General features: G+C 43.5%; 19 protein-coding genes. 4 read left to right on the plus strand and 15 right to left on the minus strand.

Annotated features, from left to right (window positions below; translation table 11 throughout):
• Nucleotides 1-675: 675 nt before the first annotated feature.
• Nucleotides 676-2,358, minus strand: coding sequence for an NAD-dependent malic enzyme (locus ACTQ9T_RS09230; RefSeq protein WP_440464872.1), 1,683 nt, complete (start codon nucleotides 2,356-2,358; stop codon nucleotides 676-678).
• Nucleotides 2,359-2,628: 270 nt separating this feature from the next.
• On the opposite strand from ACTQ9T_RS09230, the gene ACTQ9T_RS09235 reads away from it, so the two are divergent.
• Nucleotides 2,629-2,793: a hypothetical protein gene (locus ACTQ9T_RS09235; RefSeq protein WP_440464873.1), complete on the plus strand. Its 165-nt coding sequence runs from the start codon at nucleotides 2,629-2,631 to the stop codon at nucleotides 2,791-2,793.
• A gap of 253 nt (nucleotides 2,794-3,046) precedes the next feature.
• On the opposite strand, the gene ACTQ9T_RS09240 is transcribed toward ACTQ9T_RS09235, so the two are convergent.
• The 6 genes from ACTQ9T_RS09240 to ACTQ9T_RS09265 form a co-directional block, all read right to left on the minus strand.
• A complete protein-coding gene (locus ACTQ9T_RS09240; protein ID WP_440464874.1) occupies nucleotides 3,047-4,078 on the minus strand; it encodes a hypothetical protein in 1,032 nt (343 codons plus the stop codon).
• A 307-nt stretch (nucleotides 4,079-4,385) separates the two neighbouring features.
• Complete coding sequence (locus ACTQ9T_RS09245) at nucleotides 4,386-4,856, minus strand: acyl-CoA thioesterase (RefSeq protein WP_440464875.1); 471 nt, start codon at nucleotides 4,854-4,856, stop codon at nucleotides 4,386-4,388.
• 121 nt (nucleotides 4,857-4,977) lie between these two features.
• On the minus strand, nucleotides 4,978-6,699 hold the full coding sequence (locus ACTQ9T_RS09250) for a long-chain-fatty-acid--CoA ligase (protein ID WP_440464876.1): 1,722 nt from the start codon (nucleotides 6,697-6,699) through the stop codon (nucleotides 4,978-4,980).
• Between the two features lie 119 nt (nucleotides 6,700-6,818).
• Nucleotides 6,819-8,021, minus strand: a complete 1,203-nt coding sequence (locus ACTQ9T_RS09255; protein WP_440464877.1) for a 3-oxoadipyl-CoA thiolase — start codon at nucleotides 8,019-8,021, stop codon at nucleotides 6,819-6,821.
• A 69-nt stretch (nucleotides 8,022-8,090) separates the two neighbouring features.
• Nucleotides 8,091-9,704: a 3-hydroxyacyl-CoA dehydrogenase gene (locus ACTQ9T_RS09260; RefSeq protein WP_440464878.1), complete on the minus strand. Its 1,614-nt coding sequence runs from the start codon at nucleotides 9,702-9,704 to the stop codon at nucleotides 8,091-8,093.
• 111 nt (nucleotides 9,705-9,815) lie between these two features.
• Nucleotides 9,816-10,592 carry an enoyl-CoA hydratase gene (locus ACTQ9T_RS09265; protein WP_440464879.1) on the minus strand — a complete coding sequence of 259 codons (777 nt, stop codon included), beginning with the start codon at nucleotides 10,590-10,592 and terminating at the stop codon, nucleotides 9,816-9,818.
• A gap of 319 nt (nucleotides 10,593-10,911) precedes the next feature.
• On the opposite strand from ACTQ9T_RS09265, the gene ACTQ9T_RS09270 reads away from it, so the two are divergent.
• The 3 genes from ACTQ9T_RS09270 to ACTQ9T_RS09280 all read left to right on the plus strand — a co-directional run bounded on the left by ACTQ9T_RS09270 (nucleotide 10,912) and on the right by ACTQ9T_RS09280 (nucleotide 14,800).
• On the plus strand, nucleotides 10,912-12,066 hold the full coding sequence (locus ACTQ9T_RS09270) for an acyl-CoA dehydrogenase family protein (RefSeq protein WP_101212061.1): 1,155 nt from the start codon (nucleotides 10,912-10,914) through the stop codon (nucleotides 12,064-12,066).
• Nucleotides 12,067-12,213: 147 nt separating this feature from the next.
• A complete protein-coding gene (locus ACTQ9T_RS09275) occupies nucleotides 12,214-13,479 on the plus strand; it encodes an MFS transporter (RefSeq protein ID WP_189584682.1) in 1,266 nt (421 codons plus the stop codon).
• Between the two features lie 475 nt (nucleotides 13,480-13,954).
• Nucleotides 13,955-14,800, plus strand: coding sequence for an IclR family transcriptional regulator (locus ACTQ9T_RS09280; RefSeq protein ID WP_010199717.1), 846 nt, complete (start codon nucleotides 13,955-13,957; stop codon nucleotides 14,798-14,800).
• A gap of 169 nt (nucleotides 14,801-14,969) precedes the next feature.
• On the opposite strand, the gene ACTQ9T_RS09285 is transcribed toward ACTQ9T_RS09280, so the two are convergent.
• From ACTQ9T_RS09285 to speB, 8 genes are all read right to left on the minus strand, one after another.
• Nucleotides 14,970-16,481 (minus strand): aldehyde dehydrogenase family protein, encoded by a 1,512-nt coding sequence (locus tag ACTQ9T_RS09285; RefSeq protein WP_440464880.1) that lies wholly within the window; start codon nucleotides 16,479-16,481, stop codon nucleotides 14,970-14,972.
• A gap of 158 nt (nucleotides 16,482-16,639) precedes the next feature.
• Nucleotides 16,640-18,046, minus strand: coding sequence for a YjiH family protein (locus tag ACTQ9T_RS09290; RefSeq protein ID WP_010199713.1), 1,407 nt, complete (start codon nucleotides 18,044-18,046; stop codon nucleotides 16,640-16,642).
• Complete coding sequence (gene dld, locus ACTQ9T_RS09295) at nucleotides 18,027-19,847, minus strand: D-lactate dehydrogenase (protein ID WP_440464881.1); 1,821 nt, start codon at nucleotides 19,845-19,847, stop codon at nucleotides 18,027-18,029. The genes ACTQ9T_RS09290 and dld overlap by 20 nt, the downstream gene beginning before the upstream one ends.
• A 64-nt stretch (nucleotides 19,848-19,911) precedes the next feature.
• Nucleotides 19,912-21,645 (minus strand): 5-guanidino-2-oxopentanoate decarboxylase, encoded by a 1,734-nt coding sequence (locus ACTQ9T_RS09300; RefSeq protein WP_440464882.1) that lies wholly within the window; start codon nucleotides 21,643-21,645, stop codon nucleotides 19,912-19,914.
• Between the two features lie 92 nt (nucleotides 21,646-21,737).
• The gene (locus tag ACTQ9T_RS09305) at nucleotides 21,738-22,481 is read right to left on the minus strand and encodes an MBL fold metallo-hydrolase (RefSeq protein ID WP_440464883.1); all 744 of its coding nucleotides are present in this window, start codon (nucleotides 22,479-22,481) and stop codon (nucleotides 21,738-21,740) included.
• Nucleotides 22,478-23,278: a carbon-nitrogen hydrolase family protein gene (locus ACTQ9T_RS09310; protein ID WP_440464884.1), complete on the minus strand. Its 801-nt coding sequence runs from the start codon at nucleotides 23,276-23,278 to the stop codon at nucleotides 22,478-22,480. Before ACTQ9T_RS09310 ends, ACTQ9T_RS09305 begins: the two co-directional genes overlap by 4 nt.
• Complete coding sequence (locus ACTQ9T_RS09315) at nucleotides 23,275-24,621, minus strand: purine-cytosine permease family protein (RefSeq protein ID WP_440464885.1); 1,347 nt, start codon at nucleotides 24,619-24,621, stop codon at nucleotides 23,275-23,277. The genes ACTQ9T_RS09310 and ACTQ9T_RS09315 overlap by 4 nt, the downstream gene beginning before the upstream one ends.
• Nucleotides 24,622-24,793: 172 nt before the next feature.
• On the minus strand, nucleotides 24,794-25,762 hold the full coding sequence (gene speB, locus ACTQ9T_RS09320; protein WP_010199708.1) for an agmatinase: 969 nt from the start codon (nucleotides 25,760-25,762) through the stop codon (nucleotides 24,794-24,796).
• Nucleotides 25,763-25,951 lie beyond the last annotated feature (189 nt).

Raw genomic sequence — 25,951 nt, forward strand, 5'->3', positions numbered from 1 at the left:
AGCATGAATTGTGTCCATTAGCGACTACCTTCTAATTTCTAGCATGAATTTTGTCCATTATACCGGAAATTACTTATTTGCGACAATCTATTGAATAAGTCATCATTTATTTCATTGAATAAGATTGTTATAAGTATTGCATCGGCTTTATTTGGATTAGATTACATCTTTAACTTAAACTATAGAAAAAAATCCTAATAATTTACTGACTTTTTTATTACTTTCAATGAAAGACTTGTCCTTTATTGTTGAACCTAGAAAGATAGGTTTTATGAATGATAGGTTCTTTAACCATTTAAGTTATTAATTTTTTGATACTATTCTGATACTCTGAATTTATTGATAGATATATCTACTTGTTGACAGATATGTTTATATTACAATCTAAACCCTTATATCAACTGACTTACAACCGGAAATTACAGCTATTTATCGCTATATATTGTGTATTGTTGTTGTAAAAACAAGGACTCATAATCCTTTGGTCGTAGGTTCAAGTCCTACTGGGCCCACCAAATTTATAGTGCAAAAAGAAATCAGGCTTGTTCGCAGCGATGCGGCAAGCCTTTTTCTATGGGTTTTAAACGATATAATATATTCATGACACCCTATAACAGAAAAGCCAAATGCTACCTCTAACGGTAACATTTGGCTTTTTGTGTGTACTTTATAAGATTAGAAAGAGGTACGGCGATAGTTGCGGTATTTAGGCAACCAAAAATTGGCTTTTAATTGACGTTCTAAGTTCTCTGCCGTGACAGGTAGTGCCAATTTATCTTCAATCGCTTGTCGTGCGACTGCATAGGCTATTTTTTCACTGATCTCTCTAATGACTCTAATGGGCGGTAATATTGCACCTGGTGCTTTTTCATACTCCATTGATATATCGGCAAGTGCTTGGCTTGCCGCCATTAGCATATTATCGCTGATGCCCGTCGCACGTGATGCTAAAACACCTAGACCAATACCGGGGAAAATATAGCTGTTATTACACTGCGACACTTCGAAAGTCTGTCCTTCAAAAGTAGTATGAGGAAAAGGACTTCCGGTTGCCACGATTGCCTTACCACGACTCCAGTTTGTTACTTCTTGCGGTGTCGCTTCAACACGAGATGTTGGGTTTGAAAGCGGTAAGACAATAGGATGCTCAGTATTTACACATAAAGCTTCGATCACCTCTTGGGTGAACAGACCTTTTTGTCCACTGACGCCAAATAATACCGTTATTTTTGCTTGCTTCACCACTTGCGCCAAACCAAGTTTTTTACTTTTATCCCAACTTGCAATAGCCGATTCTTTTTGTACTAACGGTTCTTGGAATTTTTGTAGCTCTGTCATGCCATCAGTAAGCAAGCCATAACGGTCCACCATAAATACTTGGCTGCGAGCTTGCTCTTCAGTCAATCCTTCACGCTGCATTTGGCGAATGATATGCTCAGCAATACCGCAGCCAGCAGATCCTGCACCTAAAAACGCGATATTCTGTTGGCTAAGCTTTTGACCTTTATTCAAGCATGCTGCAATCAAGGTACCGACTGAAACAGCAGCAGTGCCCTGAATGTCATCATTAAAACAGCATAATTGGTCACGATATTTATTCAATAATGGTGTCGCATTCTCTTGGGCAAAATCTTCAAACTGTAATAATGCCTCAGGCCAACGACGTTTAACGGCTTGAATAAATAAGTCTACAAACTCATTATATTCGTCACCTGAGATGCGTGGATTTCTCCAGCCCATGTACATAGGGTCGTCAAGCAACTGCTGATTATTGGTGCCCACATCCAATAAGATCGGTAGGCAATAAGCGGGACTGATACCACCACAAGCCGTATATAACGACAATTTACCAATGGGAATACCCATACCGCCAATGCCTTGATCGCCTAGGCCTAATATACGTTCACCATCGGTGACAACGATTACCTTGACGTTTTGTTTGGTGGCATTTTGCAGCATGTCATCGATTTTGTGACGCTCAGGATAAGAGACAAACAAACCACGTTTGCGGCGATAAATCTGAGAGAATTTTTCACATGCTTGGCCAACGGTTGGGGTATATATGAGCGGCATGACCTCTTCAATGTGCTGCTCAATCAAATGATGAAATAAGGTTTCATTAGTATCTTGGATGTTACGCAAGTAAATATGCTTATCCATATCATTAGTGAATGAACGCAGTTGATGATAAGCGCGTAATGACTGCTCTTCAATCGTCTCAATGTTATGAGGCAGTAGGCCTGTTAAATTAAAGCTATCGCGCTCTTCTGATGAAAAAGCGCTACCCTTATTTAGTAAAGGGGTTTCTAATAATGCAGGGCCTGCAAAGGGAATATATAACGGACGTTTGGTTTGCATAATAAAATCTTCTTGTTAGAGGCGTATGAGTGAAAAAATTAATGGGTTAAATATTTTACTTATTCATTAAATTCGCAGTCATTATTTACATTTATTGAGCGATGCTGAAAAAATTATGGCAGTAAATTTGGTCAACCAACCACTCGACGATAAGTGTATCATGACCAAGAAAATACAGAGCGATAATACGGAATTCAAAGTAGAATCGGGCAAAAGATAGCAGATAATAATGCTAATTCGATTGCAACTGCTCAGCAATTAGGAAAAGCGATGCAAAAGCTAGCCAATTGGCAGAACAAAACCAATCGAAGCAATATTGTCGCCACAGAACCCTATTATACTGGAGTTGTGGCAGCTCTTGAAGGAATCAAGCAACTCAAACGCCAATTAAAAATAGCTGAAGAAGAACAAGAGATATTAAATAAGGAAGGATGAAGCGAGGCACGGCTTTGTCTCTACATAAGATGAAAGCTGTGCTCGCATTGAAATTCAGAAGGGTTTGGGTTTTAAAGCACCAAGGCAGATGTTGGTTTACTTATTATCTCTCAACATATTACAGTCAAAATACCCCAAAAACGCGACGATACTGCTGATATCAATTTTTTGTAGCCTCTGTCTGCACAGCAAGCAAGTAATATTAATATTATCAGTGCGTGATATATCCATATTACTTTTCACTGACTATAATTTAGAAGTTATATTTGGCCATTACTTCAACTTGCTGACCTTTTTTTACCTGTGATAGCGTTTTGTCGCTACGATCTCTCCACTCAATACCAATGTCTAGATCTGGTAGATACTCATAGACAAGGTTGACACTTTTTACATTTACAGAAGTATCTGCTTCATCATCCACCATAATTTCACCATAGCGCATGTTGCTCATCAGTTTCTCTGTAAACTTGTGCCTGTAACCGACCGTGTAGCCCGTTTGCGAGACAAGCTTACCGTCTTCCGCATCGCAATCTAAATCGCCCGTCGTGCCAAGGGCTCTTCCAACACAGACGGTAGAATAGACGCCCATCCCTTTACCGTTATATACGCTCGCATGTAGCGAGTCATTGCCCAGTTTTAGTTTACCTGCCAAAGAGAAACCGACGCCTACATCCGAATCGTCTCCATTTTTGGCCTCACGAGCAGTGACCGCCACGTTATAGCTAAGATCAGATATATTATTCTTATAGCTAACAACCATATCAGGCAGATTAGCTTCATCATAAACAGGGTCTTGAGCGGTAAAACGAAACCCTTTATGAGTGTAATGCACCGTCAAATCTGGACGAATATCAGCGCCGCCACCAGAGATAGTACCCAATCCCGTGCCCCGAAAGTCAAGCTGATCAGTCAAAAGTGGATAGACCGCTAAGAACTGACCATTCCACGTCTTACCGACGGTCAAATCATCGACCTGAACATAAGCATGGCGGAGCCGCAAGTCTGAACCACCGTTTGCGGCATTGCCATAAAAATCACCTTCAATAAAACCCGTTAATTTTTTATCTTCTACATTCTTTGTGGTTTTAACATTAATCCGAGATTGTCGTCCACTTCCTTTGAACTCAGACTCCCCTTCATCGGGAGAATAAAATATGCCTTCCGCTTTAACATAACCACCGATACTTAAAGTGGTATCTCCATTGGTGACAAGATCTATCGCTTGTGCCTGTACGCATGCTCCAAGAACAGCCAAACCAAAAGACAACTTTTTGATATAAAGCATAACCTACACATTCCTTGTGTTGTTTGAAAATCCATTTAAGTTAATTTAAATTCATTAAAATCTCTGCTGCTACCGTGCTTTTTAACCTTATAAATACCAGCACTATCTCCTTGTATAAAACCTATGCATTCTAATTTAGGGCGTGTCATCAATTAGCACATTGATACATTTAGTGGTCTTAAAATGGCTAAATTTTGCCAAACATCGTCAGCAATCTTGTCAATATGTTCATATTTGCGGCAATTTATTCCTTGTTTGGCTGCAATTTTTCTCATTTTAAGCCTCACAATCTAAATGATGACACGCCCTAGTTAAAACTTTCAAAAGCAATAATCGCGGCTTTTTTGGTGTCATCGATGTTTTTCTTTTTTCCACTGGTTTTATCAAGATATACCAGCACGGACTCACCCTTAGCAACGATGGTATTCAACACCGTACTATAATAGATATATTCATGAATCAAGCTGGCATTGCCAATTTTCTTGACTCGAACTCCAATCCATAAGGTATCGGGGTGAGTCACGGGTTTGAAGTATTGACAGGATGATGCTGCCATGACGGAAAAAGTGTTTTCATTAAATAGATTTAATTGACTGTTGTAGTAAATACGAGCGTTTTGGGCATAAGTGTAATAGACCACATTATTGACGTGACCAAAAGCATCCATATCGCCCCACGCTACTTGTTGAGAGTAGATAACCGCGAAGCCATGCATGGGATGATTTTTGTCTTTATCCAGCACCTCTTGGATTTCCGGTAATATAGCTAAAGCTTTCATAGTTTTTTCGTCTCGTCATGCCAGTGAACATACGTGCTATTGACACATACGTTGAAATTTTCAGTAAGCTCAGATGATTTTTTTGCAATTATCTTTTGCAGTCATCGATGGAATTTTTGGATTAAATGAGTTTTTCTGCGCACATTATCCGCATTCTTTTCTTATCGAGCTTACCCACACTGGTTCTTGGCATTTCTGCTAAAAACTTGATTTCGCTTGGCACGCCATACTTTGGTAAATGGCCTTTCTCTACCGCTTGATGACCTAAGGCTAAAATATCATCCGCTTTGGTATCGATATATTCAGGTTTTAAAACCACTAACGCTAAAGGACATTCGCCCCATCTTTCATGTGGCACGCCAATGACGGCAACATCAGCGACACTGGGATGGAAGGATAAAATAGTCTCGACCTCAAGCGAAGATACCCACTCACCACCAGACTTAATCACATCCTTAAGCCGATCCGTAATGCTTAGCGTGCCGTCAGAGGTAATACAGGCAATATCTTGGGTATGCATCCAGCCACCGCGCCATAACTCATTGCCAGCATCTGGGTTTTTAAAATAACTCTGGGTCAGCCAAGGCGCTCGAATTACAAGCTCCCCTGTCGATTCACCATCCATTGGTAAAGCTTTGCCGTTTTCATCCCAGATTTCCATTGAGACGAGCATAATTGGTGAGCCAGATAAACAACGATAATTGAGCTGATCCTTCATTTCCATCGAATCCGTTTTATCGTCGAACACCGCTCTCGATAACACGGGACAAGACTCTGACATCCCAAATCCCGACATAAACTCAATACCGCTTTCAATGGCTGCTTTAGCCAAACCTTCATTCAACTTTGAGCCACCGAGTAACAACTTCAGACCCTCAAACTTACGTCCTCGTGCTGCCATCTCTTTTAATAGCATCTGCAAAATTGCTGGAACGCCATGTGAAAGCGTGACTTTGTGCTGCTCGATTAAGTCCACTAACGTGGGAGCTAGATAGCGCCCCGGATACACTTGCTTAAGCCCTATCATGGTTGCCCCATACGGCCAGCACCAAGCATGCACATGGAATAATGGCGTCATTGGCATGTATACATCATTGTAGCGCGCGCCTTGACCTTCGGCATTTAGCGCGGATGCTAACGTACTTGCCAACGTCTGCAATACAATCTGTCGATGGGTAAAGAAAACTCCCTTTGGATCGCCCGTCGTGCCACTGGTATAAAATGTGGTAGCGATAGTATTTTCATCGAAATCCGGAAAATCAAACGCATCACTTGCCTCTGCTAGCATTGCTTCATACTCACCTTCGACATAATCTGGCATGCTAGCTTGCTCAGTTTTTGTATCATTCTTTATATCGTCTTCGTCATACTCAGCATCATCAAAGCCAGTATCATCGAGCCAAACAATTTTCTCGATAGAAGGGGCTTCATGACGATAGTTTTTAGCCATTGGCTCAAATTCGGCATTTAGTAATAGTGCTTTTGGCTTAGCATGATTAATGGTATACAGCACTTTATCTTCAGCTAAACGCACATTGACCGTTTGCAAAATCATGCCAGACATCGGCACGGCAAAATACGCTTCAAGGTAACGATGACTGTCCCAATCCATAACAGCAACCACATCACCTGCTTGCAAACCCATGTTTTTAAGTACGTTTGCCAAGCGATTAACGCGCTTAAAAAATTCAGCATAGGTATAAGTGACCTTATCGGCATAACTAATGGTTTGATCCGTAGAAGCAATTTTTGCACGGTTTAGCAGCTGCTTGATAATCAAAGGAAAACCATACGCTTCTTGAGCTTGTTGGTAATCCTCATGTTGGTTAAGTATAGAAGTCATTATTGTCGTCCTTGATAATAAAATAGTATGGCGAGGGCATATAGTTGATTCAATTTAAAAGAAGGGCAAGGCAAGCGAGGTTAACGCTGTCACTCTTTTATAGTGGATTAACGAAAGAGTTAAACTCGTTCTATTACCATGGCAAGCCCTTGCCCAATGCCAATGCACAAGCTGACCACAGCATATTTTTCGCCTGTACGCTGTAGCTCTCGTGCCGTACTTAATGCAAGTCTTGCCCCTGATGCACCCAGCGGATGCCCGACAGCAATCGCACCGCCATTGGGGTTGACACGCTTGTCATCAAAGTCAATTTCTAGACCTTTTAAACAGCCTAGTACTTGTGAGGCAAATGCTTCATTAATCTCAATGATGGACATATCATCAAGGGTCAAGTCAGCACGTTTTAATGCCAGTTTGATGGCCTCAACAGGTCCTACGCCCATAATATTTGGCTCTACGCCCATGGCACCAGATGAGAGAATCTTTGCAATAGGCTTAAAGCCTAACTTTTCTTCTGCTTGCTTTGAGCCAATAATGAGCGCAGCTGCACCATCATTGATACCTGATGCATTACCTGCTGTGACCACACCTTCACTATTTAAAGGTTTAAGCTTTTGCAGTGCTTCTACAGTAGATGTGGCGCGAGGATGCTCATCTTCTGTTATCGATTTTTCTGGTAGTTTTCTACCTTGCGATACCATAATTGGCGTTATTTCATCGTCAAAGAATCCCGCTTGTTTGGCGGTTTGATATTTAGCTTGTGAGGCTGCTGCGAATTTGTCTGCTTGCTCGCGAGTGATACCATATTTGCGAGCGACGTTATCACCCGTTTGCGGCATGCTGTCGCTACCAAATTCTTTGGTCAAAAGAGGATTCGGGAAACGGCTGCCAATGGTCGTATCAAATACTTTAAATTCACGACTAAAAGGCGTTTCGGTCTTAGCAAACACGAAGGGCGCGCGGGTCATTGACTCAACGCCACCTGCTAAAAATATATCCCCCTCATTACAAGTGATACTACGAGCGGCATCAATGACAGTAGATAACCCTGAGGCACATAAACGGTTAACGGTTTGACCGGGGGTTTTTACATCTAGTCCTGCTAGCAATGCAGCATTACGAGCGATGTTGCGCGAGTCTTCACCCGCTTGGTTGGTGTTACCGATTAGCACTTCGTCAAAAATATCGTTAGGCAGTTGGTGCTTTTCGATCAAATTCTTCATCACTGTAGCGATCATGTCATCAGGACGTACGGTGGCTAGTGCGCCTCCATGGCGACCAAAAGGGCTTCTTAATCCGTCATAAATATAGGCGTTTAACATAACTGTTCCTTGTTGTGTTTTGAGAGTTTCTTTTATTGAAATATAGGGTTTATTAAATTGGTCTAGCTCTTAGCGTTGACAATTGCTCTGCTGAGTAAACAATGAGATGCCTAGCTTGGCGCGGCGCTGCAACCATGGGCTTGGACGGTAACGCGGATCACCTGTTAACCCATAGATACGCTCTAAGATAAGTAAAATACGCTCGGCACCAAGCTCGTCCCCCCATGAGATAGGACCGTATGGATAACCCAATCCAAGCTTGACGGCATTGTCGATATCCTTTGGTGTGGCAATGCCTTGCATCGCAATATCACAACCTAAATTAATCACCATCGCAACGACTCGCTGCGCCACGAAACCAGTACTTTCGGCAATTAGCGTGGCATCGACAGCAACATCTGAGTCCTCATCTGAGCTTTTACCGAGCTTATTATTTCTACCAAATAGCGCATAAGCTTGCGCCACAAAATTATCCTCTGTGACGATACTTGGCATGAGAGTACGATGCTTGGACAAGTCAGTCAGCATATCAATGGCGACCGCTTGTTTAGGATTGACTTGATAGCGAATAGCAGCGTTGGTGGTATCTTCGCCATAAATTGCCAGCAATATCAAACTGTCAGAATTTGGCTGATCATTATCGTCGATAGTAATACCACTAGCCTTTAAATGGTCAATCAGCTGTTGTTTATCTTCTGTTAAATCTGCGCCAATCCAAACGGAGAGGTTTGAGGTATCAGCATCAGCCCCTTTTTGAGAAAACCTATCTCTAGAAACTGATGCTTCAAACGATGACTGTTGATTTGTATTTGATGTCACTTTTTGACCGTCTGTGTACTGGTAGAAGCCTTCACCAACTTTACGACCAAGCTTTTTTCCTATCAGCATTTGACGGGTCAAGGGATGCGGACGATAGCGAGGCTCAAAGTAATATTGATTGTAAATCGACTCCATAACCGGATGAGAGACATCGATACCAGTAAGATCAAGCAGCTCGAATGGCCCCATGCGAAAGCCAGCGCCTTCACGTAAAATACGGTCGATATCCTCGAAACTTGCAACGCCCTCGCCTAATATCTTTAAGGCCTCTGTACCAAAAGCTCTGCCACCATGATTGACAATAAATCCTGGGGTATCTTTTGCGACGACTCCTAAATGTCCCATGCGTTTGGCTAGAGTTGTAAGCGTTTCTACTACTGCAAGTTTGGTAGAAATGCCCGGAATAACCTCAACGATTTTCATTAAGGGTACTGGATTAAAGAAGTGAAATCCTGCCACGCGCTCTGGGTGCTCACAATCGGAGGCTATCGCCGTCACCGCTAGCGATGAGGTGTTGGTGGCCAAAATCGTCTCGGCAGGGACAATGCTTTCTAGTTGCTTAAACAGCTGTTTTTTTATGTCTAAATTTTCAATGATTGCTTCAATAACGACATCAACATCGGCAATTTTGGCTATATCTTCAATCACGGTTAGATTCGATAAAGTAGACTGTAGCTGCTCATCAGTAAACTTACCTTTAGCCGCTAGTTTCTGTAACATAGCTTGAAGCGATTGACGTCCCTGCTCAGCAGCGCCTGCTTTGGCATCAAATAACAGCACTTGAATGCCTGCTTGGGCGGCGATTTGGGCAATACCCATACCCATAATACCGGTGCCAATAATGGCCAATGATTTAACAGTCATAATAATCCTTTATATGGTCTTGTTAAGTTATATGCTCTTATCGAATAGTCTCGTTTTCAAAGTATATGTGCTGTTTCTTTCTATGCTTTGAGAAGTCTATGCTTTGACAAGCTACTGACCTTTATAGTTCGCGTCACGTTTTTCCAAAAAGGCTTTCGCGCCTTCTTTTTGATCTTCGGTATCAAATAAAATCTGAAAGGCTTTACGCTCCAAAGCTAAGGCAGCTTGTAGCGGCATATCCACCCCAAGATTGGCGACTTCTTTAATTTGGGTTAAAGCAATAGGCGAATAACCTGCGAGTTGTTCAGCAATCTCGATGGCACGATTGATAGTCGCCTCATCTTCGACCACTTCAGAGACCAGCCCCATTTGATCCGCTGCATCAGCGTTGATCATGTCGCCTGTTAGTATCAACTTCATGGCTTTATGCTTGCCAATCACGCGAAACAAACGCTGCGTGCCCCCTGCTCCGGGCATCAGTCCGATTTTTATTTCTGGTTGTCCAAACTTAGCAGACTTGCCAGCGACGATGATGTCGGCATGCATAGCAAGTTCACAGCCGCCGCCAAGCGCATAGCCATTGACCGCTGCAATAATCGGCTTGCGACAATTGGTGATAGCATCCCAATAACGTTCGCTATGACGGAGATACACATCAACCGTTTTTGCGGTTAAAAAATCATTAATATCAGCGCCAGCGGCGAACACTTTGTCACCACCCGTCAGCACGATAGCTTTGGTCTTTGGGTCATCGTTTAGTTTGACAAAAATCTCTGCCATTTTTTCGCGTAGCTCAGTGTTTAAAGCATTGCGAACTTTGGGACGATTGAGTGTTATCAAACTCACGCCATTGTTTAACGTTTCACAAATGATGATTTGCTCTTCCATGATGCTGTCCTTTTAAGTAATGTCCTTAGGTAAACTACTGCTACCCTTAAAACACACTAGCAATTATAATTATTAATACCGCATAGCGATATTCAGTACCAATATATACTGTTTATTTTCTTTTGTGAAGAGTAAAAGTCAGTTAAATTGATAAATAAATGGGTCAATAACACTTCAAATATTTTATAAATACCGCATTGCGGTTTTTTAAACCAAAAGTATTGTAATCCAATAAATTATCGATTATGCTGTTTATTCAAATTAATTATGAAGCTCTCATCAATCAATATTAGACGTCATCTAAACAAGGAAGAATCACATGATTAGAGATAAGGAAGTACTCGACCATATCGTCCAAACCATTCGTCAATTTGTGAATAACCAACTAATACCAAAAGAAGACTGGGTTGCAGAAAATGACCGTCTGCCAGAAGAGATTATTAGTCAAATGCGTGAGTTGGGTCTATTTGGACTGACCATTCCCGAGGAGTACGGCGGGCTTGGCGTTACGATGGAAGAAGAGGTCACATTGGCATTTGAGTTAGGGCGCACCTCACCTGCTTTTCGCTCATTAATAGGTACTAACAACGGTATTGGTTCCTCTGGCCTTGTCATCGATGGTACTGAAGCGCAAAAACAAAAATATCTACCAAGGCTCGCCAGTGGTGAAATCATCGGCTCATTTTGTTTGACCGAACCTGAGTCAGGCTCCGATGCGGCATCGCTGCGAACCACTGCAATCAAAGACGGCGATACTTACGTACTAAACGGCACCAAGCGTTATATCACCAATGCCCCTCAAGCCGGTATATTTACCGTGATGGCACGCACTGACCCTGAAAACAAAAGGTCTGGCGGTATTTCAGCATTCATCGTTGAGAGTGACACCCCTGGTATTACGCTTGGTAAAATCGACAAAAAAATGGGCCAAAAAGGCGCGCATACCTGTGACGTGATCTTTGACAATTGCGTCGTACCTGCTGATGCGTTGATCGGTGGTGTAGAAGGCGTAGGTTTTAAAACCGCCATGAAAGTACTTGATAAAGGTCGCTTACATATCGCTGCAGCGAGTACAGGCGCAGCCACTCGCATGTTAGATGACGCGCTACGCTATGCCGTTGAGCGTAAGCAGTTTGGTCAACCCATTGCCAATTTTCAGCTGATTCAAGCGATGCTTGCTGATTCAAAAGCAGAGATTTATGCGGCCAAATCGATGGTACTAGATGCTTCACGCCTGCGCGATGACGGCAAAGATGTCGTTACCGAGTCTTCATGTGCCAAGATGTTTGCCACCGAAATGTGTGGCCGTGTTGCTGATAGAGCCGTACAAATCCACGGCGGGGCTGGCTATATTGCCGATTATGGCATTGAGCGCTTTTATCGTGATGTGCGCTTATATCGTTTGTATGAAGGCACGACCCAAATCCAGCAGATCATCATTGCCCGCAATATGATTAAAGAAGTTAGTGAGTAGTTGTCATTTATTTGAGTGCTATTTATTTGAATAATAAAAGATATTTACACTATTAAAACGTATCGAGGTATTTGCTAGGACGCAGATACCTGACTTATGTCGCTATTACTATAAAATTTCTTTCTCACAACAATAAGGATATAAATTGTGAAAAGTGCCGCTATAACGTCAAATCCAAGCTCAGACTCTACCCAAAAGCAACCTTGGAAATTGGCATTCTTTTTTTGTTTTCTAGTACTGTTATGTGATGGGGCTGATATTGGGATTCTCGCCTTTACTCTGTCAAGTCTCAAGCTAGAGTTTGGATTGACCAACATACAAGCTGGCGCTTTGGGCAGTTGGTCATTATTTGGCATGGCCATCGGTGGATTTTTCGGTGGTTGGGCCTGTGATCGTTTTGGCCGAGTACGTGTTATCGTGATTGCGACAGCGCTCTTCTCCGTGCTATCTGGTTTTAGTGGCTTTGTGCAGAGCTACGAGCAGTTTATAGCATTACGGTTCACCGCTTGTTTGGGTCTTGGTAGTTTATATATTGCCACTAACACCCTGATGTCTGAAATGGTACCTACCAAACATCGAACGACGGTACTCGCAGCATTGATGACAGGTTTTACATTAGGGTCTTTAGTGATCACGAGCATTTCAGCTTGGATTATTCCCGTCTATGGTTGGCGCACCTTATATCTCTTAACGTTCCTACCTATCATTCTCTCGATATCGATGTATTTTCTTATCCCTGAACCACAGTCTTGGAAAGAGGCTCGTGCCCTCAAACTTAGCGGCGCGAAAAACTCACTCACAAAACCTGAAAACCCTTATAAAGCCATATTTGAAAACCCCAAACATCGCATTATGTTCATTTTATGGTCAATGAGTTCAGGGCTATTACTATTTGGCTATTTCGGCGTAAGCAACTGGCTACCGTCTTACCTAGAAACTGAACTGGGTATCAAGTTTAAGGAGATGGCACTATATATGGCGGGTACTTACTTGACGATGATGTTTGCTAAAGTCGTGGCAGGTTTAGTGGCTGATAGAATTGGTCGCAAAATAGTATTTGCCTTCGGTACTATGGGCACAGCGCTATTCATTCCAGTGTTAGTCTATATGCATACCCCAGAAAACATCGGTTGGTTGATGATAACCTTTGGTTTCTTATATGGCATCCCTTATGCTATTAATGCCACCTACTTGACGGAAAGCTTTCCTACCGCTATTCGAGGTACGGCTATTGGCGGTGCGTTCAATATCGGACGACTGGGCTCAGTTATTGCACCGGTTGCCATTGGTTATATGGCCATGCAAAACTCTATTGGTGCAGGTTTGTTGCTTATGGCAGGCGCGTATTTCTTATGCGGCCTTATTCCAACGTTGTTCATCAAAGAGCAGCAATATGATCCACAAAAGGCGTGATACTATTAAATACATATATTCCGCATAGCGAAATCCCTTATATTTATAATAGCTATGTTAATAGTTTCAATGTACATTAATAGAATGTTATTAAAAGCAACAAATTACTATAGTCGATTCAATTTAAAAGTAGTACAAGGCAACCGAGTGTAGATGTATATTTGATACTTCAAGCGAGGTTAACGCTGTAATACTTTTATAGTGGAATGACTATATCAGCGTACGACTATTGGCTTATAAGGTACTAGGGCGTGTCTTCATTTCAAAAATGGTGATAAAAATGAGATAAATTGCCGTCAAACAAGAAAAATAGTGCAGATAATATCGGGATATTAACCAGCTATTTGACGATGTTTGGCAAGATTTAGCCATTTTTAGCCCATTTAGAGGACTATCGAGTGAATTGAAGACACGCCCTAAAAGTAGTGAATTTTATGCTATTTAAATTAACGTAATTGAGAGCAATAAATCTTATATGACAACTAATATCCTTGATGATGAAGACTCTAATAAATCAACACACATTGAGCTGTTAGAGCCGATTAGTGACATGAGAGATAAAAACGATAGGCAGTTTATTACCGCTTTGGCACGCGGCTTAGAGCTGCTGCGTTGTTTTACCCCGCAGCGTCCCTATTTGGGTAATCAAGACTTGAGTCAATTGACTGGCCTGCCTAAAGGGACGATCACGCGGCTGACTTATACCTTAGTCAAGTTAGGATATCTAAAGCAATCGACCAATAGTAGTAAATATCAGCTTTCTGCCGGTGTGTTAGGGTTTGGCTATACGATGATGGCGAATATCTCTATCAACAATTTAGTCACCCCCTATATGGAAGAACTGGCAGATTATGCCAATAGTGCGGTCGCTATGGCAACCCGTGACCGCCTGAGAATGGTGTATCTAAACGTCGTGCAAGGGTCTGGCACGACGACCATGCGACGTAATGTCGGCTCATACCTCCCCATTCATTTGAGTTCGATGGGACGCGCATGCTTAGCCAGTATGCCTGCTGCTGAGCAAGAATTTATCCTTGATGCTATTCGCAGTAAGTATAAAGATGATTGGTTAAAGATTAGACGCGGACTGGATAAAGCCTTTAGAGATTATGACGACTATGGGTATTGCTTCTCGATTAGTGAATGGCAAAAAGACGTCAACGCTGTCGCTACCGCCATCATGCACCCGACTGAGGGCTTACTGACTTTTAATTGCGGCGCACCAAGTTTTGTTCTTAGTCGTACTAAACTAGAAGAAGACATTGCCCCTCGGTTGCTTCATATGAAGAATAATATCGAAAGTAATATTTACATCAGCTAAAGTAGATGACCCATTAACGTGGCAAAAATTGAAAACTCAATCGTACTACTGTTGTTCATTATCCAAAGTTAATCAAATAAAAACCCCTTTAAATTTTAAGATTTAAAGGGGTTTTTTAATGGGTAATCGATAAGCTTAAAATATTAGGGTCTGTTGAACATTCAAATATTTAGTCAGATAACAATACATGCTTACTTTTTTGGTAAGCGGACAGACCGCCCCCACCTAACTCACGGCCGATGCCGCTTTGCTTAAAGCCGCCCCACCCTGACTCAGGCAGCACGATTTGTTGTTCGTTGATCCAAACATGACCCGCTTCAATCTGTAATGCCATCGCCAATGCGACCGTTTCATCAGTACTGACAATGGTCGCTGCCAACGCATATTTGCTGTCGTTGGCCAAACGAATGGCTTCTGCATCGTCTTTAAAGGTTTTGCTAACCAATACTGGTCCGAACACTTCTTCGAGCCACAATTGGCTGGTTACAGGAACATCGATATAAACAGTGGGCGCGGCAAAATACCCTTGACTAGCTGATATTTCTCCACCAGTCAGGCAAGTAAGGTTTTCGGCAGTCGCAATATCACAGTATTTTTTTACTTGCTTAAGCTGCTGCTCGCTGACCATTGGACCCATCTGAGTGCCTGTATCAAAACCATCACCAACTTGCAGGCTTGCGGTTTTCACTTTCAACGCTTCAAATAAAGTCGGTGCGATATCTTCATGAACAAGCAATCTAGAGGTCGCTGAACATATTTGACCAGCATTGGTAAATACACCGCCAATGATAAGGTCACAAGCGTAATCGATATCGGCATCCGCGCGCACCACAATAGCAGACTTGCCACCAAGCTCAAGACTGATGTCTTTGATGCTCTTTGCCGCTTGGGTCATTACCTTTTCACCCACCACATTACTACCAGTAAAAGAGACTTTATCAATCAGCGGATGACTGGTCATGGCAGCACCAACTTCGGCAGCACCAGGCAAAATATTAACCACGCCTTTTGGCAGCTCGATACCAGACAATATATTGCCCAGCATCAATTCTGGCAATAAGGTCACTTCAGAAGGCTTTAATACCACTGTACAGCCTGCTGCTAGCGCTGGCGCCAACTTCCAAGAGGTCGTCACCATTGGAAAATTCCAAGGTACAATCAATGCGCACACGCCAACGGGCGCAAAAGTCTTTAGCAGACGAATGCCTGCTTCATTCGTGGATACTTCCGACCACGTTTCTTGATCTGTTATCAGGTTGGCATAATAGCGATAACAAGCGATAGCATCACCGACGTCTATTTTTGCCTCTTCGATGGGCTTACCATTGTTTAAAACAGACAGCCCCACTAATTTTTCAAATTGCTGCTCCATAGCGTCAGCAATCGCATGCAAATAATGCGCACGCACGCTTACTGGGGTTTGCGACCAATTTGCATAGGCGTCAGAGGCAGCATTGACCGCTGTTTCTACATGGGCACTGGTACATAAGCGTGTCGTTGCTAACACCTCACCAGTGTTTGGGTCATATAGATTCTGCATATCAGTGTCTTCGCTATCAACCAATGATGCTTCGATGGCAATCCATTTACCATTGATATAGGCCGCATTTAATACCACTTCATTTTGCATTGTCTCTTTTGCAATTTGTCTGGTTATATCAGTAGCATTTGTCGTTTCCATGATGGTATATCCTCTCTCATTGTTTATTCGTAGCGTATTTATTGATAATGATTACGGGTGATTGACGCTACTGCCTACCTGCGCAGCCACTATCATCAATCACCCGCCAAAAATCACTGTCGTTTACCCTATCCTACCTTTGTCACGGGGTCTTCTGATTAATACAGGAGATGCGCTACTGAGGTAATAATCACTAGGCTAATCAAAGTACGGAGGATGAAAATCATGAATAGCTCTAGAACATTAAGCTTAATGTTTGATTTCAAAATCAGCGCACCCACTTCAGACATATAAATAATCTGCGTAATAGAGCATGCCCCAACGATGAATCGTGTCATTTCACTCTCAATACTCTTACCGACCAACGCTGGTAAGTACATATCAGCAAAGCCCATAATCATGGCAGGCGCCGCTTCTGCCGCTTCTGGAATTTGTAGCAATTCAAGCAAAGGCACGAGAGGCGCAGATATCCAGTTAAATACTGGCGTGTACTCTGCCAGCCCTAGACCAATGGTGCCGATAGCAAAAATAACAGGAATCAGACCAAAGTAAATATCAAATAAATTCTTTAGGCTGTGTTTGAACACACTTGCCAGACTTGGCATAGAATACGCACGCGTCACAGCACGATTTAGCGCCCACTGCGGCATACTATACTGAGTAGGAATCTCTTCATCTAGCATACATTTGCCAGAATGATAGGTGTCCGCCTTTAGTGATAATGGCGGGATGCGTGGCATGATAATGGCTGCTATAAAACCAGTCAACGCGATGGTCAGATAAAAGAAGACAAAGTTGTTGTCTACGCCAATTGTTTTCGCTACGACATAAGTAAAAGCGATTGAGGTGACCGAAAAAGTTGTGGCAATAACCGCCGCTTCACGCTGGCTATAATAACTTTTGTCATACTCTTGCATGGTCACTAGCAAGCCGATAGAGGCCGCGCCAAACCAAGAAGACATCGCATCTACCGCTGAGCGTCCGGGTAGTTTAAATAGTTTGATAAAGACTTTGCTGGCTAACGTTCCCAAAAACTCCATCAAACCAAAATCTGTTAAGAACGGCAAGGATAAGATAGCGAAGAAAAATAAAGGAATCAAAATCGGAATCAAATCTTCAAAAATAACGCCGCCGGTATTACGGTTAATAATAAACTCGGGGCCTACTTGTAAAAAGATCATCCAGATAAATACTGCGCCTAAAAAACGGGCACCAAACCACAGCCACTCAACATCGAAGAGCTTCTTTATCATAGAGTCTTCGTGCAAGGTCGGTCGTAACAGCTTGACCGCGAGTGCGCCAACAAAAGAGATGGTAACGATCGCCAGTGCCACGTAAGCCACATAACCGCCTATCCAGCCTTGTAGTGCATCGGTCAATACGCCCAATAAAATAGTAACCTTGCCATCCCATTGAAAGGGAATGATAAATAGCGCGATACCAAGGGCTGAAAATAAGAGAAATTTCCACAATGACGCTCGCCATTGCTCGCCCTGTGGTGTTTTTGGATCGACAGCATTATTACCTAAGACTGGCTGCTGTGACTTACTGATATGACTCGTCATTTAATTCCTCCATGATAGGCGACGACCGCCAATTTTTCCATTTTGCTGTCTGACCAATGCCTGGGTTTAGCGAATTGGTCGGATCTAGTTTTTTATAAAAATTATGTAGTGCAGATTTTGCGGTATAGACATGTCCCACGTTGTGCTCAGCAGGGTACTCTATACGACGTCGATCATAAAACGCCAATAGCTCATCCTTGAATTTTTTTGCATCCACTTCAGGGTATAACAGATAGTCTTGGTGCATGACATGACAGAAAAAATGCCCCAGATAAAAGGTTTTACTTACCTGCTTTTGCAAGTCAGTAGGTAGCACCTCATCCCAATCTACGGCATTTCTTGGTAAGGCAATATCAGTCGCTAATAGCACGCCAAACTTTGTGTGGTTAAGATTGTGATAACGAAAAATGGCAGCGGTTGCCGCACTGCGAAACACCAATAATGCTTGGGATTCTTCTGCTGTACAAAGATGTACGACGCCTTGATGATGCTGCATATGGGACTGTAGAAATGCTTGAGCGGCGGCAATATGCTGATTACTAGCCTTAGCACTGTGATTATCATTATAATCGTCACTATCACTGTCACTGTCATTCGCGACTTTGATGATTAAATGATAACGATAGGAGCGTGCCTGCTCAGCCAAAGAGTCTGGCAATGATGGCGGCATAAAGGTCGATACCATTTGTAGCACCCGATCTGGTAAAGTCTGAGGCAGTCGCCATTTATCCAAATAATAGCCAATCTTGGCTTGTAACCGATACAACGCGCCTATCTTACTGGCTGGCAGTTTGCGCATACTTAAACAAGTATCGCGGCCATAGCGCATGGTTATATCGTTATAATTTTTGTGCATGTATTCTGCCAAAACAGGCAGGTTCAGCTCGCTTTTTAACCACTGCTGCCTGAGTGTGGTCAAGGTATCAGCGTCATTGGTCGAAATATAAAACGTCTGCTCTTTCGCTGGTTTGGCAAATGTTGCGACTCGAACCGCAAAGACGATGACTTTGCCTGCTGAACCAGAGGCTTCATACAATCCATTAGGGTCATTGTTAAATCTGGCAGGTGTGTCTGCCTCGCAATCACGCACTTTGTGTTGATAATGCTGGTTTGTACAGGACTTACTGTTGGCACTATGTGGATTTTTATTGAACGTGCCAGTTTGTAGGTTTCCAAGCATCTCTTCTGGATCTACACCTAAATCAATGCCTAAGTGATTGATTAATTCAAACTCACCTATAGCATTACGTTTGGCAAATAGCGACATCTCGGTATACGCCGGACCACGCTGCACCAACATACCGCCAGAGCTGTTGCAAATACCACCAATCACCGAAGCACCAACACAACTAGAGCCCAGCACTGAATGCGGCTCACGCCCCAAAGGTGCAAGCTTGTATTCTAATTGCTGAAGGGTCGCCGCTGGCAAGGCAACAAGCTCTGCGGCGTCATTGAGGAGATGAACACCGCCCAATAGTTGCGTAGAAATAATGATGACTGGTCGATCATACTGCCCATACGGCGTGGAGCCTCCGGTCAACCCTGTGTTAGCAGCCTGAGCGATAACGATCACATCAGCTGCTGCACAGAGGTTAATGACGCGCCATAGTGCCACAAGAGAATGTGGGGTCACCACTGCCAAGATAGCATCTGTGATGGCAGCAATCGCCCCTTGTGTATACGACTGCTGCTGACTCGGCTTGGTCAATACATTGGGCGCGCCAGCAACGGCTGCTAAGTCTGCTAACAAACTCGCCTGCGACGCATTCCAACTATTAGACGAGTGGTTAGAATTTAGCATTGCAGACATTTTTCCTTGAGTGACCAGCCTTTAGTACCGTTAAGTCACAGTTAAGTCATTATCATCAGCTGAAACAGATAAAGTCCTTGCCTATCTCAGTCAGAAAATCATCGGCTTCATCAACTTCATAAATGAAAGGCTGCTTGCCGTTGATGTCCTTTTGCAAGGCGTCTAGCAGTTGCTGCTTATCGGTAATTCTGCGATAACCTGCACCAAATCCTGCTGCTAATGGCTCAAAATTAGGCGTCTTAATATTGACCCCAATCAGTGGTAGACCACCCTCTTCCATATAACGACGAATCTCACCATAGCCTTGGTTGTTCCACAGCAGGACTATCAATGGTAGCTCAAGCTCGGCAGCGCAGATGAGTTCTGCAATGGTAAATTGAATACCACCATCGCCAATAAGACTAATGACGGGAAGGTTTGAGCCAATAATGGCACCTATCGCGGCAGGCAAACCGTAACCTAGCGTGCCAAACCCAGTCGACGAGTTAAACCATTTTCGGGTTGCCAGTGCTTCAAAACCAAGATTGCCACTATAGACAGGCTGCGTTGAATCTCCAACAAAAATGACGTCTTTTACTTCATCTCGAATCAGCTGAAGTAGCGCATTTTGACCAGCAAAATCTGGCGTCATATCTGCTAACAATGCCTGTTTTGCCTCGGCGACTCGTGACACTGCTTTATGATTTAACGCTTGGTTTTCTAGACGTGTGCAAAGGCCACTTATAGCCATTTGCGCATCGGATAATACGGCGATATCCGCTCTAAAAGGACGCTGCAATTGCTGAGCATCGCAGTCGATACGAATCAGCTTACCGTTGATTTTAAACTCGCCATTAAAAAACACATCATAATCAGTCTCACCAAGCTCAGTACCAATCGCCAATACCAAGTCAGCCTCGGTGATAACGGCTCGACCTGCTGCTAATGATTGATTGCTGCCTAAGCTCAACGGATGAGCGGGTGGTAGCAGACCTTTGGCGTTGATGGTCAAAAATGTCGGCGCATCGATCAGCTCTGCCAGTTTCTGTGCCGAACTATCGACATCAACGCAACCACCACCATAAAGTAACACTGGATTTTTTGCGGTTTTGAGAGACTCGATAATTAAGTCAAGCTGTGCAGGATTGGGCAGCGGTCTTATTACTCGAGGCAGCGTTGAGCTATTCGCATCAGTTTGGCTGGTTTCCGGACTATTCAAGTAAGGCGTTAAATCAGGTGGCTTGGCGACATGGCTGGCATCGGCGGTGATCACATCGATTGGCAGCTGGATATGCACTGGCCCCGGACGTGCACCATTGAATAAGGCAAAAGCTTCTGCGATGACCTTGGGTAGCGACTCAGGCTTCCAGATGGTTTTGCTCGTGAGTGCCACCTTGCTGACCATACCTTGCTGATCATGCAATTCATGCAAGTGCCCTTCACCGCTGCCCGTATCTGCCACTTTATTGACACTAGAGATCACCAGCATCGGTATAGAATCCGCCAATGCTTGTGCCATGGCAGTCATAATATTGGTCATGCCAGGGCCGGTGATGATAAAGCAAACGCCAATCTTGCCCGAAGCGCGGTAATAGCCGTCAGCCATAAACCCAGCGCCTTGCTCGTGACGCGGCGTCACATGGCGGATATTGGTGTTTGGCAGACCACGATATAGCTCGACCGTGTGCACACCGGGTATGCCAAATACGGTCTCTACGCCATAGTATTCTAACCACTGTACCAACAGCTCACCGCATGTTAGAGATGGGGTTGCAGGTAATGAAGAAGACGTTTGCGTCAATTGGGTCATGGGTCAGTTATCCTAAAGAATGTAATAAGTATTAAGTTAAGCTTTTTATATTGGCTAGCTGTTTGTTTTAAATAGTTATTAAATGCTACAAATCACAATTTATGGTGCCGTAACCAATCATCAATCATGATATTTAAGCGTTTGCCTGAAAAACTGGGAAAATGACCACCGTGTACAACACGTACAGGCAGTGCATTTAGGCGGCGCATACTCTTAGCATAATCAGACATATTGCTATGCCATGTATCTTCGATCAATGGGCCGTCATAAATAAGATCACCAGAAATCAGAGTCTCGCTAGCTGATTCCCACAAGGCAATACCACCTGGGGAGTGACCGGGTGTATGAATCACTTCAAATTGACGATTGCCCAAATCAATCATGTCACCGTCTTCAAGTTGCATTATTTTCGCTGGTGCAGCAATTCTATAGCCGCAATGAGCATAAGGCTCAGGAGGCAGTGCATCAAACATCTCATCGTTGACAAACATATCTGCTAAGGTGCGAGCATTGTCTGGCTCAGCGAGAATATGGGCTTCAGCAGAATGCACGTGACAGCAGTCAAATTCACTTGCCGCGCCAATATGATCAAAATGAGTATGACTGGCAACACCAACGATATCGCGATCAGCAAGCAAAGCAACGTGGCGGCGCAATGGTACAGCCCCTAATCCAAAATCGACTAATAAGTCGCGTTCGCTACCCCGTACGTGCCATAGATTACAGCGAAAAAACGGCTTGATCCACGGCTCATCGATGAGCGTAATACCATCGCTGAGTGTGGTTGTTCGATACCAGTTTTCTGGTTTGATACGCGGTAATGATTGCTCACTCATAAGTCCGCTCCATTAAAGGCATGATTGTCTTTAAGAACACGCAGGTCTTTAAGATAGTCTTGATGCGTGCGACTCTCATCAATGCAAGCGAGATCAATATCTACTATCAAGGTGCCAGCCGCTAAGCCAAGTCGGCCGAGCACCTCACCATCCGGACCAGCGACGATACTATTTCCACAGTAATGAAGCGTTTGTTCTACACCTGATCGGTTAATACAAGCGACAAAGCATTGATTGTCCATTGCTCGAGCGCGTATTTGTAGCACCTGCCGCTCTGCATTTGGCAACATATTTGCCGTCGGTGACAGTATGATTTCCGCCCCTGCTTGTGCCAGCTCTCTTGCCACTTCTGGAAACTCATTGTCATAGCAAATCATCAATCCTAATTTTCCGAATCGAGTATCAACCACACAAGATTGCTTACCTGCAACAAAGAACTCATTTTCGCGGCCCCACAAATGCCGCTTATGATAAGTGGCAAGGTGCTGACCGTTATCATCTAACAATAAGGCAGAGTTGCTAAACTCACCATCAGCACCCTGCTCAGCAAAGCCAAATAGCAAGTGCAAATTATATTTATCAGCAAGCTTGGCTACTTCGGTCACGATTAAGCCATCAGCAGGTTCCGCTAGGCTATCAAGCCGCTCAAAGATGTTGTAGCCTGTGAATGCCAGCTCTGGCAGTGCCAATAAGTCTACTTTGGCTTCTGCTGCTAGGCGACATAATGACTCCAATGCTTTTAAGTTAGCAGCAGGTTCAGCCCATAAAGGATTTGTTTGAGCAATCATCAATCTCATAATGAAGGCTCCTTTTGAGCAGAAGTGATGGCATCACTAGAACGAGTAAATAAAGTAGCACCTAACCAGTAAAGTCCGCCAGTGATGATAAAGACAGGTAACGAGGCACCAAAAGAAGGAGGAGAGATCAAAGTCCAGTAAGCTGCAAGAGCAGCACCAATTAAATAAGCCGCGATAGCAATCTTTGCCGTAGGACGGCCCAATTGTTTAGTAGAATCAAGCAGTTTTGCCGTATAACCTTCTTGACCCACAAGGTAATAATCAACAATCATGACTGAGAATGCTGGGATGAACAATGCACCAACGATTAACAAGAAGTTTTGGAACTGATCTAAAATACTAGGAATCAGTGCACCAAAAATAGTGACTAAGCCAATGATAAGTGCAGGTTTCCAAAAGCTCATGTTAGGCGCTATGTTCATGCATGATAGTGTTGCGCTATAGACTGCCATCACATTGGTTGTCATGACTGAGAAGAAAATAACCAGTGCAGCTGGTAAACCAAAACCAAATTCAGCAAGCAAACGAGTCGGATCGTAAGTCTGCTCCATGCCATTTAGGATAGAAAGCCCTGAAATTGTCGCACCCAAACCCATCGCAACGATAGCAGCCACGATATAACCAAAATAAGTACCCCATACTGCAATTTTTGAGGTCTTGCAATTGCGATTGTAATCGGCTGCCGAAGACATCCAAGAAAACGCAGTGGCGATGACAATATCAAAAGCGATACCTAACGTAATACCATTACGCGACTCAACTGGCATCTCAAATAGTGTAGAAACATCATAGTGCTGATTTAACTGATAGAGCACCACGACGGTAAGACCTGCCATTGCTAATGCTGCCCAGCGTTCGACAAGCTCAATACCAAGGTGACCACGTAATACAATCAACACCACGACTGTCTCACACAGAATGACAAATAGTGGCAGATTGCTATAGCCTGTTGTGGCTTCAACGGCATAGTTAAGGCTCATGCCAGCGAGCAAAGCCTGAATACAACTCCACGCGATGAGCACGCCCATGTTTACCAATGAAATTAACTGACTACCCAATGGCCCATAAGCTCTACGTGTGAGCGCCATCGATGGTAAACCAGTGCGCTGACCCATTAGACCAACTAAGAGTAACGGAATGGCACCGATCAATGAGCCGATCAGTACCGTCGTTATAGCAGTAGTAAACCGCAAATCAGGTACCAACAGCATCCCAGTTAAAATAGTCGTGACGACTATATTGGCACCAAACCACAGCGCAAACGTACCAATCGAACCTAAACTGTGTCCAGCCTCATTTGGAGAGAGCGTATCTTGACCAAAAAATGAAGAGGGTTTGCTCATTGCGGTCTTCCTTAACCAAATTATATTAATACCAGCAACTCAAATACACTGGTGACGATGCCGTTATCCGCTCATATACCGTATTGGGATAGCTACCCTATACGCCAAATTTAGCTAATAAGAGATTGTTAATTATCCATTCTTTTATGATTATTATGATGAGACACAGCTATTAGTAAACAGCTTTGACCTTATCGTCATAGCGCACACCCGGTAGGATACATAGCATCTCAAACAATAAGTTCGCTGCCAGTACTGAGGTGTTACCGAATGGGTCATACGGCGGTGACACTTCTACCAAATCGCCACCGACTACTTCCAGTCCACGCATACCGCGAATGATTTCTATGGCTTGAGTTGAAGTCAGACCACCGATTTCAGCAGTACCCGTACCCGGTGCAAACGCTGGATCAATACCATCGATATCGAAACTTAAATAGACAGGTCCATCGCCTAGCTTTTCACGCACTTCTGCCATGAGCGGTGTTAGCGACTTGTACCAGCATTCCTCAGCAGGTACAACGCGAAAGCCTTGCTGGGTTGACCAGTCAAACTCTTCGGCACTATAACCAGTACCACGCAGACCGATTTGTACTACACGGTTACCATCGATTAAGTTTTCTTCGACAGCACGGCGAAATGGGGTGCCATGAGCAATTTTTTCGCCAAACATATCATCATTGATATCTGCATGCGCATCGATATGTACCATACCGACAGGGCCATGTTTTTTGGCAAGCGCACGCAAAATAGGCAAGGCAATGGTATGATCGCCGCCCAACGTTAGTGGAATCGCGCCATGTTTGACGACTTTTTCTGTATAGAATTTTTCGATGATATCAACGCTTTTTAGCAGGTTGAATGTATTGATAGGTACATCGCCAATATCAGCAACTTGTAAGGATTCAAAAGGCGCAGCGCGAGTAGCGACATTATAAGGACGAATCATGCGTGATTCATCGCGTATCTGTCTTGGTCCCAATCTAGCACCACTACGGTTTGATGCACCGATGTCCAAAGGTACACCAACGAAAGCCACATCTAATCCTTCTGCATCAGCCTGAGTCGGCAGGCGCATCATAGAAGCAAAGCCGCCAAATCTTGGCATGTCGTTGCCGCTTAATGGTTGATTGAATTTCATAAATCACATCCTTGTTTTAGTGTGTCGGTATAGCCAATTTGTTATATGTCACTTTTTATATGACTCTGACAATACCTAAATAATTGAATACAAACCATGGTAAAATTTAGAAGTAAACTTCTGGTTTTTCGTAGTAAGTTAGATTTAACCGTTATTATCAGAAGTTTGATATAAATTTTATGCTAAAAA

The sequence above is a fragment of the Psychrobacter sp. ASPA161_6 genome (assembly GCF_051970285.1).
GTDB classification, from domain to species: Bacteria; Pseudomonadota; Gammaproteobacteria; order Pseudomonadales; family Moraxellaceae; genus Psychrobacter; species Psychrobacter glaciei.

What these genes read in the sequence shown, in the direction of transcription:
- ACTQ9T_RS09230 (WP_440464872.1), bottom strand. Translation starts at nt 2,358, where the DNA reads ATGCAAACCAAACGTCCGTTATATATTCCCTTTGCAGGCCCTGCATTA.
- ACTQ9T_RS09235 (WP_440464873.1), top strand. Translation starts at nt 2,629, where the DNA reads ATGCAAAAGCTAGCCAATTGGCAGAACAAAACCAATCGAAGCAATATT.
- ACTQ9T_RS09240 (WP_440464874.1), bottom strand. Translation starts at nt 4,078, where the DNA reads ATGCTTTATATCAAAAAGTTGTCTTTTGGTTTGGCTGTTCTTGGAGCA.
- ACTQ9T_RS09245 (WP_440464875.1), bottom strand. Translation starts at nt 4,856, where the DNA reads ATGAAAGCTTTAGCTATATTACCGGAAATCCAAGAGGTGCTGGATAAA.
- ACTQ9T_RS09250 (WP_440464876.1), bottom strand. Translation starts at nt 6,699, where the DNA reads ATGACTTCTATACTTAACCAACATGAGGATTACCAACAAGCTCAAGAA.
- ACTQ9T_RS09255 (WP_440464877.1), bottom strand. Translation starts at nt 8,021, where the DNA reads ATGTTAAACGCCTATATTTATGACGGATTAAGAAGCCCTTTTGGTCGC.
- ACTQ9T_RS09260 (WP_440464878.1), bottom strand. Translation starts at nt 9,704, where the DNA reads ATGACTGTTAAATCATTGGCCATTATTGGCACCGGTATTATGGGTATG.
- ACTQ9T_RS09265 (WP_440464879.1), bottom strand. Translation starts at nt 10,592, where the DNA reads ATGGAAGAGCAAATCATCATTTGTGAAACGTTAAACAATGGCGTGAGT.
- ACTQ9T_RS09270 (WP_101212061.1), top strand. Translation starts at nt 10,912, where the DNA reads ATGATTAGAGATAAGGAAGTACTCGACCATATCGTCCAAACCATTCGT.
- ACTQ9T_RS09280 (WP_010199717.1), top strand. Translation starts at nt 13,955, where the DNA reads ATGACAACTAATATCCTTGATGATGAAGACTCTAATAAATCAACACAC.
- ACTQ9T_RS09285 (WP_440464880.1), bottom strand. Translation starts at nt 16,481, where the DNA reads ATGGAAACGACAAATGCTACTGATATAACCAGACAAATTGCAAAAGAG.
- ACTQ9T_RS09290 (WP_010199713.1), bottom strand. Translation starts at nt 18,046, where the DNA reads ATGACGAGTCATATCAGTAAGTCACAGCAGCCAGTCTTAGGTAATAAT.
- dld (WP_440464881.1), bottom strand. Translation starts at nt 19,847, where the DNA reads ATGCTAAATTCTAACCACTCGTCTAATAGTTGGAATGCGTCGCAGGCG.
- ACTQ9T_RS09300 (WP_440464882.1), bottom strand. Translation starts at nt 21,645, where the DNA reads ATGACCCAATTGACGCAAACGTCTTCTTCATTACCTGCAACCCCATCT.
- ACTQ9T_RS09305 (WP_440464883.1), bottom strand. Translation starts at nt 22,481, where the DNA reads ATGAGTGAGCAATCATTACCGCGTATCAAACCAGAAAACTGGTATCGA.
- ACTQ9T_RS09310 (WP_440464884.1), bottom strand. Translation starts at nt 23,278, where the DNA reads ATGAGATTGATGATTGCTCAAACAAATCCTTTATGGGCTGAACCTGCT.
- ACTQ9T_RS09315 (WP_440464885.1), bottom strand. Translation starts at nt 24,621, where the DNA reads ATGAGCAAACCCTCTTCATTTTTTGGTCAAGATACGCTCTCTCCAAAT.
- speB (WP_010199708.1), bottom strand. Translation starts at nt 25,762, where the DNA reads ATGAAATTCAATCAACCATTAAGCGGCAACGACATGCCAAGATTTGGC.